Genomic DNA, 6,935 nt, shown 5'->3' with positions numbered 1-6,935 from the left:
GCCGAGGCAGGTGATCCCGGTGAGCAGCGCGAGCGCCGCCGGGCTGCCGACGCGGGCGGCGTGCGCGACCAGCGCCTCGCCGACGACCTCCTCGACGTCCCCGTCCATCGCGCGCTGACCCCACCACGAGCCGAGGATCTCGCTCACGATCAGCTCGGCGTCCAGGGGGCTGCGGACGGCCAGCAGCTCGCGCGCGTGCCGCAGCATCCCATCGAAGATCGCGGCTATCTCGTCGTCCGGTACCGGCGGCTCGGCCGCAGGACCCCCTGCGGACGGACGGCTGCTACGGGGACTCACACCCCCTAGCTTCTCAGATCCCGCCACCTGGAACGCAGCACTTGCCCACGCGGCGACCCTCCCGCGGCTCTCCAACCAGGTGAACTGCAGCACATCCGCGCCCGGCCGCCCCCCTTCCAGACGCCCATCGGCCGAGTCCCGAAGTGGACGAGTCTTTCGCCCGCGTTTGGGCAGACCCCCTCGCAAGCAGGGAGGAGGCGCGATGGCGAGGCCACGAGGGGCCCGGCGTGCCACCGCCAGGCCCCGCGGGTGCGGGGCCTGGCGGGCACACGGCGGTAAGCCCTCCACTGTGTTCGAACGGTCACCGAAGGGACGCTCGCGGAGGGCGTCGAGGACGCCGGAAGTCAGGCTTCGCGGGCCCAGGGGGTGATGCCGGACGGCGGCATCGACTTGACCCGGCAGAGAAGCTGCTCGCGGGCCATGCGCTCGACCAGGTCGTCACTGGGGGACAGCCCCAGATGGGTCATGCGCGCCTGGACGTCGGCGACGCACCGCGCCACGTCCTCCAGGAGGAAGATCACGAACTCGACCGTCAACCGCTGCGTGAGCACGTCGCGGGTCTCGCTCCGGTGATCGGCAAGTGCAGGCATCGCACGCCTCCGTGCCCGAAGGTCCGGCGGCCGGGGGTGAACCGCCGGTCGAGACGCGGCCGGACGCCCGCCCCAGCTCGCACCGTCCGGACGGCCGCCGTGGCCCCGCCTCGATGTCTCATTCCAGCGCGTTCCCAGCGAGTGTCAAGACCTACCTTCGCCTCAATCCGGTGCCGTGACCCGCTCACCTCCCCAAAGTCCCGCGCACCTCACTTCTCGGCCCGCCCCGCCTTCGGCCCGCCCGCGCCGCCCGCCCCCTCACCCGAGCCGAGCCCCCGCCCGCCCGCGCCTGGCCCACCGTCCGCCCGCATCGGGCTTCCCGCCCGTCTGCATCGGGCCTCCCACTCGCTCCCGCCCGGCCTTCGGGCCGCTCCCTTCGAGCCTTGGCGCGGCCGCGCCGATCTACCGTGAGCCTGCGACCGGGCCTTCGACCAGCCGTGACGGGCCTTCCGTCCCTCCACGACCGACTTCCGTCCGTCTCGCGCAAGCTCGGGCTTCCTATGGCGGGCGAACGTCCGTCCGCGCATGCCCCTGATCGCCCGGCACCGAGCCTCCGTCGACCTGCCCCGGGCTCCCGTCCGCGCTCGCCCCGTGACCGGCCACCTCGCCGTTCGCCGCACTCGGCGGCGTCGCGGACGGTTCGGTGACCTCGTCGGCCCAGGCGGCGTGGTGCCGGGAGGCCCACGCGACGGTGACGCTGCCGGTGGCCATGCCGCGCAGGGCGCCGGGATCTCGGAGCGCCTCCCACAGGTGCCCCAACGTGACGACCGCGATCACCAGGAACAGCCAGTCGTGGACGAAGGTCGCGCCCGTGCGCCAGCGGTCGGAGAACGGATCAGGCCAGGTCAGCATCGCGCCGGTGCCGAGCATGACCAGCGCCGCCCCGGCGGTGAACGCGGCGTTGAGCTTCTGCCCGGCGTTGAACTTCCCGACCGGGACGACGCCGCGCCCGTTCACCACGGCGCGCCGCCGTCCGCTGCGCAGCCACCGCGCGTCGTGCGGCCCGAACCGGTTGAGCGCGCCGAGGTCGCGGCGGAACGCTCGCGAGGCCAGCCCCAGCAGCGTGGGCACAGGCAGCACCAGCCCGCAGTAGATGTGGACGGGCTTGATGACCTCCCGATGGCCGATCATCGTCGCGACCGCCGGGATGTACAGCACGACCGCCGTGACCAGGCACGCCAGCATCAGCAGCGCCGTCGCATGGTGCGTCCAGCGCTCCGCCCGGGTGAACCGCGGCAGCAGCCCGTTCCGCTTCTCAGGTCGGTGCATCGTCGCGTCCGTTCGAGCGGCCGACCCACGCGTCCACGTCGTAGCCGCGGTCCTCCCAGTAACCCGGATGGACGGTCTCGGTCAGCTCGATGCGGCTGAGCCACTTGAGCGACTTGTAGCCGTACATCGGCGCGACGAACAGCCGGACCGGCCCGCCGTGGTCGTGACTGACCGGCCCGCCCTGCATCGACGTCGCGACCAGGACGTCCCGCCGCCGCGCCTGCTCCAGCGTCAGCGACTCGGTGTACGCGCCGTCGAACGAGTGGAACCGCACTGCGTGGGCCCGCGGCGACACGCCCGCCGCGTCCAGCAGATCGGGAAGCGCGACGCCCGCCCACTCCACGTGCGGCACCCGCCAGCCCGTCACGCACTGGAAGTCGCGCCGGACGCGCGTCTGCGGCAGCGCGGCGAGCTCCGCCGGCGAGTACGCGCGCGGACGGGCGACCAGGCCGTCCACCCGGATCCGCAGGTCGCGCGGCGCGCGGACCGTGCCGACCACCGAGTAGAACCGGAAGCCGCCGACCGCGGGCAGCACGTCGCCGATCCCGCTCACCGGCGAGAACGCCCGCGTCACCTCCCGCTGCACGGACGCGCCGACGGCGACGCCGGCCGCGCCGAGACCGAGCATCCCCAGCACGATCCGGCGGCCGACCGGCGTACCGCTCTGCTCGTCCATGCGTCCATTCGACCACCGCCCCGCCGCTCCCACCACGGTGCGCGGCGGCCCGTAAGACTTCCGCAAGAATTGGCCCGGACGCGCCGCCGCCTGGAGGGGAACGACATGCCGATCACACTGCCGATCGAGGACGCGGCGAACGACCTGCTCAACCGGGACCCGTTCGCGCTGCTCACCGCCATGCTGCTGGACCAGCAGGTCCCGCTGGAGCGGGCCTTCGCCGCACCCCGCGAGCTGGCCGACCGCCTCGGCCGCGATCCCGATCCCGCCGAGCTCGCCGCCTTCGACCCGGACGCGCTGGTCGAGGTCTTCAGCCGCAAGCCCGCCCTGCACCGCTACCCCAAGTCGATGGCCGCCCGCGTCCAGACCCTCGCCCGCGCGATCGTCGACGACTACGACGGCGACGCCGCGGCCCTCTGGCGGGGCGCCGAGACCGGCGCGGACCTCTACAGGCGCGTCGCCGCCCTGCCCGGCTTCGGCGAGCAGAAGGCGAAGATCTTCGTCGCCCTCCTCGGCAAGCGCCTGGACGTCCGGCCCGAGGGCTGGCGGGAGGCCGCCGGCTCCTACGGCGAGGAGGGGTCCCACCGTTCCGTCGCCGACATCGTGGACGAGGAGTCCCTCGGCAGGGTCAGGTCCTTCAAGCAGGAGATGAAGGCCGCGGCCAAGGCCGCCAAGCCCGGCAAGCCCGGCAAGTCGAGCAAGTCCGACGGGTCAGCGGGATAACGCGCGTCCCTCGCGCCAGTGCCGCCCCTCGGGCGAGCGGCGCCCCACCGTCCTCAGCCGCCCCTTATATATAAGGACAAGCTTTTACGGCGCTGTACAAGGACGGGCGGCCGCGAAGGCCGGAGCCGGTCACGCCGGCACTCCACGTCCTCGCCGCCGGACGCCGCCGGACGCCATCGGACGTCGCCCGCATGCCGACCTCGCGGTTCCGCATCGTCGAAGTTGCCGCGAAGAGGCGAAATGTGTGCCCTGTCGGGGGCTGTCCGGTGAGTGGTGACCCGGCCCTCGCCACCCCGGCCGCCTTTACCTTCTTTTTGCTTGTTGGCAGGGCGGCAGGTCAGCGTCGTTTCGGTGGGTCCGGAACCGTGGACGGCCGAGAGGGACGGCGCGTCCGTCCGGCGCGGCGCACCCGATCCGGCGTAGCATCGTCCACTCGCCGTCCGGAAGAACACCTTTCCGGCGGGTGTCCTCGGATGCGTGCGATCCACCGTCCGAATCACGCGCCGGACGCCGTATCCGTCATAGGCGGATCGGCGGCGGGGCTTCCGTCCGGGGCTACGCGTCGAGATGATGAGAACCTCACTTCGACGGGTGTTGTGATGGAGGCGGGAGCGTTAGCCTGCTCCCATTCACACATAGTGATGAGAACTTGCCGCGCGGTACGGGACCCCCTGGGGCGGAGGTGTTGCCTGTGAGCACCGAGACGTCCGTTCCGCGTCCCCGGCTCTCCCGGCTGAAGGGTCAGCCCATGGATGCGTCCGACGCCGCCCTGTACGCCACCCTCCTGAAGGAGGCCCCCGCCGGGATCGCGCTCTTCGACACGGGGCTGAAGTGCCGCCGCGTCAACGACGCCCTCGCCGCCATGCTCGGCGTCTCGGCGGCCGACCTGACCGGACGCCGCCCCGGCGAGGTCCTCAACGAGGAGACCGCCGCCGCCTTCGCGGCCGCCCTCGGCTCCGTCCTCGCCGACGACCGGCCCATCACCGACGCCGAGCTGGCCGTGGGCGGGCGCATCCTGTCCTGCACCTGGCTCCCGGCGCGCGGGGGAGCGCAGCCGGACGGCAAGGCCGCAGGGAAGGGCAAGGACAAGGACCGGGACAAGGCGCGCCCGCCCAAGCAGGCCGCCTGGGACGACACGCCGGTCGGCGTCGTCCTCACCGCGCTGGACGTGACCGAGCGGCGCCGCGCCGAGGAGGTCATCCGGCGCAAGGAGCAGCGCTACCGCTCCCTCGTGGAGGCCAGCTCCCAGGTCGTGTGGGTGGCCGCCGCGGACGGCACCGCCATCGACGACGCCCCCGAGTGGCGCGAGATCACCGGCCAGACCCCGGACGACTACGCCTCCGGCGGCTGGTCCGCCGTCGTCCACCCCGAGGACCGGCCGCGGATCGAGGAGATCTGGCGCGAGGCCGTCGCCGGCGACCGGGTCTTCGAGACCGGCTACCGGATCCGCACCCGCAGCGGCGCCTACCGGCACTTCGACGTGCGCGCGGTGCCGATCTGGCAGGGCGACCGGGTGGTCGAGTGGGTCGGCGCGAACACCGACGTGACCGGCCAGAAGGAGGCCGAGGAGATGCGCGGCCGGCTGACCGAGCAGCTCTCGGCGGCGGCGCTGCGCACGGCCCGGCTGCAGCAGGCCACCTCGATGCTCGCCGAGGCGCTGACCGTCGCCCAGGTCGTCCAGGTGATCACCGAGGTCGGCCGGTCGGCGATCGGCGCGGACTACTCGGCCGTCGCGCTGCTGGACGACGACAAGCTGCGGCTGTCCATCGTCACCCCGGCCCCGCCCGGCGGCGGCGAGCCCGCCTCCGACCAGGCCCGTCCGGCCCGCGACGACATCCGGGTCAGCGACCAGACGGTCATGTCGGTGGCCGTCCGGGAGGGCCGCCCGTTCCTGGCGCAGAGCCCCGACGACCTGCGCCTCCAGCTCGGCCGGGACGAGGCGGAGCTGTTCACCCAGCACGCCGAGGAGCGGGCCTGGGTCGGGCTGCCCCTGCTCGCGGCGGGCGCGCCGATCGGGGCGCTGCGGTTCTCCTTCAAGCGCCCGCGCGAGATCACCGAGGAGGAGAAGGTCTTCCTCGAGGCCCTCGCCGGCCAGTGCGCCCTGGCCGTCGAGCGGGCGCTGCTGTTCGAGCGCGAGCACAAGACCGCCGAGGAGCTCCAGCTCAGCCTGCTGCCGAGTGATCTTCCGCAGCTCCCCGGCATGGTGCTGGCCGCCCGGTACAACCCGGCCACCCGGCACGTCCAGGTCGGCGGCGACTGGTACGACGTGTTCCGGCTGCCGGACGACCGGCTCGCCGTGGCCGTCGGGGACGTCATGGGCAAGGGCGTCCGCGCCGCCGCCGGGATGGGCCGCGTCCGCAACGCGCTGCGGGCCCTGGCCCTGAACGACCCCCGCCCGGCCGCGGTCCTGTCCGGTCTGGACCGGTTGTTCTCCGCCACCGAGGACGAGGAGCAGTTCACCACCGTCGCCTACGCGGTCATCGACCCCGAGACCGGGCGCGGCGCCTTCAGCAACGCCGGCCACCCGCCGCCCCTCCTGATCTCCCCGGACGCCGACGCCAAGGTCTCCACCCGCGAGCCCGGCACCCCGCTCGGCTGGCCCTCCCAGCGGCAGCAGACAAGTTTTTCCATCGAAACCGGCAACACTGTGGTCTTCTATTCCGATGGACTTGTGGAGAACCGTAGGCGTGGGGTGGACGCCGGGCTCGAGGAACTGGCCACGGTCGCGACGGACGCCCCACCTGAAGTGGTAGGAGACCCAGAGAGACTCGTCGACTTCCTGGTCGATCGGATGCTTGCCGGGTATGAGCAGGTGGACGATGTGACCGTACTTGCCCTGCATGTCCCGCCGAAGTCCCCGTGACGCCCGCGTAGAAGTTCCGCCGAAGGCGGCGAGAAGACGGCGTAGTACGTACGAAGGACCGCCGTGCGCCCTCTAAGGTGGTGTGTTACCGGGCAGCACATCGAAGCGGAATGCGCAGCCGTGCCAGAATGCTTGACCCTAGTAAGAGCGGGTACGCTGCGGTCCCGCACAGGGTGGCCCGCCCGGTGCACGTGGTCCCACTCCGAGTGAGGCCCGTCCCGTCAGGGCGCTTGGGTCAGCCAACCCACACGTTCGTTCGAGAGGTATTTGTGTCGCCTGCTAGCTCGACCTCGAAGGCATCAGACCTGCACGAGACCGTCATCGCGCAGCTGATCGAGCGTGGGAAGTCCCAGGGCAATCACCTCGACGCCGACGACCTCCGCCGTACGTTCGAGGAGGCCGAGATCCCCATGTCGATGGCCCCCAAGATTCTGCGTGCCCTGAGCAAGGAGGGTGTGATCGTCGTCGTGAGCGCCGCCGACTCAGCGGCGCCGAAGCGGACGCGCAAGCGTGCGGC

Annotated in this window: 5 protein-coding genes and 2 pseudogenes; 3 read left to right on the top strand and 4 right to left on the bottom strand. The window is 72.4% G+C overall.

The genetic code is table 11. The features are described 5' to 3' along the window. The 4 genes and pseudogenes from AB0J52_RS21605 to AB0J52_RS21590 all read right to left on the bottom strand — a co-directional run. Positions 1-207: pseudogene (locus AB0J52_RS21605) on the bottom strand (hypothetical protein); the annotation flags it as partial. Positions 208-641: 434 nt separating this feature from the next. Next, positions 642-887 carry a hypothetical protein gene (locus tag AB0J52_RS21600; RefSeq protein ID WP_500183547.1) on the bottom strand — a complete coding sequence of 82 codons (246 nt, stop codon included), beginning with the start codon at positions 885-887 and terminating at the stop codon, positions 642-644. A gap of 498 nt (positions 888-1,385) precedes the next feature. Continuing rightward, complete coding sequence (locus AB0J52_RS21595) at positions 1,386-2,156, bottom strand: cytochrome b/b6 domain-containing protein (protein ID WP_500183546.1); 771 nt, start codon at positions 2,154-2,156, stop codon at positions 1,386-1,388. Then, on the bottom strand, positions 2,143-2,832 hold the full coding sequence (locus tag AB0J52_RS21590) for a molybdopterin-dependent oxidoreductase (RefSeq protein ID WP_500183544.1): 690 nt from the start codon (positions 2,830-2,832) through the stop codon (positions 2,143-2,145). The genes AB0J52_RS21595 and AB0J52_RS21590 overlap by 14 nt, the downstream gene beginning before the upstream one ends. Positions 2,833-2,937: 105 nt before the next feature. Here AB0J52_RS21590 and AB0J52_RS21585 point away from each other — a divergent pair, with 105 nt between their 5' ends. From AB0J52_RS21585 to AB0J52_RS21575, 3 genes and pseudogenes are all read left to right on the top strand, one after another. After that, on the top strand, positions 2,938-3,555 hold the full coding sequence (locus AB0J52_RS21585; protein ID WP_500183543.1) for an HhH-GPD-type base excision DNA repair protein: 618 nt from the start codon (positions 2,938-2,940) through the stop codon (positions 3,553-3,555). Positions 3,556-4,303: 748 nt separating this feature from the next. Further along, the gene (locus AB0J52_RS21580; protein WP_500183541.1) at positions 4,304-6,418 is read left to right on the top strand and encodes a SpoIIE family protein phosphatase; all 2,115 of its coding nucleotides are present in this window, start codon (positions 4,304-4,306) and stop codon (positions 6,416-6,418) included. A gap of 230 nt (positions 6,419-6,648) precedes the next feature. Continuing rightward, positions 6,649-6,935: pseudogene (locus tag AB0J52_RS21575) on the top strand (RNA polymerase sigma factor); the annotation flags it as partial.

It is taken from the genome of Spirillospora sp. NPDC049652 (assembly GCF_040675125.1).
Lineage (GTDB): Bacteria > Actinomycetota > Actinomycetes > Streptosporangiales > Streptosporangiaceae > Spirillospora.
The sequence above is the reverse complement of the archived record's forward strand: the minus strand, read 5'-3'. Positions and strand labels throughout refer to the sequence as shown.